The sequence below is a fragment of the Novosphingobium indicum genome (genome assembly GCF_014645195.1).
GTDB classification, from domain to species: Bacteria; Pseudomonadota; Alphaproteobacteria; order Sphingomonadales; family Sphingomonadaceae; genus Novosphingobium; species Novosphingobium indicum.
In genome coordinates this window covers 1-719 of record NZ_BMLK01000100.1, presented here as the reverse complement: position 1 = coordinate 719, position 719 = coordinate 1, and the positions used below count along the sequence as shown (strand labels likewise).

The following is a 719-nucleotide window of genomic DNA, read 5'->3' as shown; positions in this document are numbered from 1 at the left end:
AGGTGCTGCGAGTGTCTGAGCTTTGGTTGTTGAGTGAGGCGCAGATGCGCCGGATTGAGCCTTATTTTCCGCTGTCGCATGGTATTCCGCGGGTCGATGATCGCCGGATCGTCAGCGGCATCATCTTCGTGATCAGGAACGGGCTGCGCTGGCGTGACGCGCCTGCCGGTTACGGCCCGCACAAGACGATCTACAACCGTTTCATCCGCTGGAGCCGCCTGGGCGTGTTCAACCGGATCTTTGCCGCGCTGGCGGCCAAGGGCGGCAAACCCGATCGACTGATGATCGACGCTACCCACCTGAAGGCGCACAGGACGGCGGCAAGCCTGCTAAAAAAGGGGCTCTACCCAGACGTATCGGGCGCACGAAAGGCGGGCTGAACTCCAAGCTCCACGCCGTCTGCGATGGCAAGGGCCGTCCATTGATCATGCTGCTCAGTGAAGGCCAGATGAGCGATTACAAGGGAGCTGCCTTGATGATCGAAGCCTTCCCCAGAGCCAAGGCGTTGCTGGCTGACCGGGGCTATGATGCCGACTGGTTCCGCCATGCCTTGGCCGAGCGTGGCATCACCGCCTGCATCCCGTCAAAGACCAACCGCAAAGTGCCCATCCCGCACGACACAGCCCTCTACCGCCAGCGCCACAAAGTCGAAAACATGTTCGGCAAACTCAAGGACTGGCGCCGCATCCACACCCGCTATGACCGCTGCGCCCACACCT

General features: G+C 61.5%; 1 protein-coding gene. It reads left to right on the top strand.

The genetic code is table 11. The annotated features are described in order from the left end of the window. Nucleotides 1-11 precede the first annotated feature (11 nt). Nucleotides 12-719, top strand: a protein-coding gene (locus tag IEX64_RS24315; RefSeq protein WP_188824060.1) for an IS5 family transposase whose coding sequence is annotated in 2 segments (ribosomal slippage) — nt 12-345 and nt 345-719 — 709 coding nt annotated over the 2 segments. Because the reading frame shifts where the segments join, the coding sequence is not laid out codon by codon here. This gene is flagged as partial in the annotation.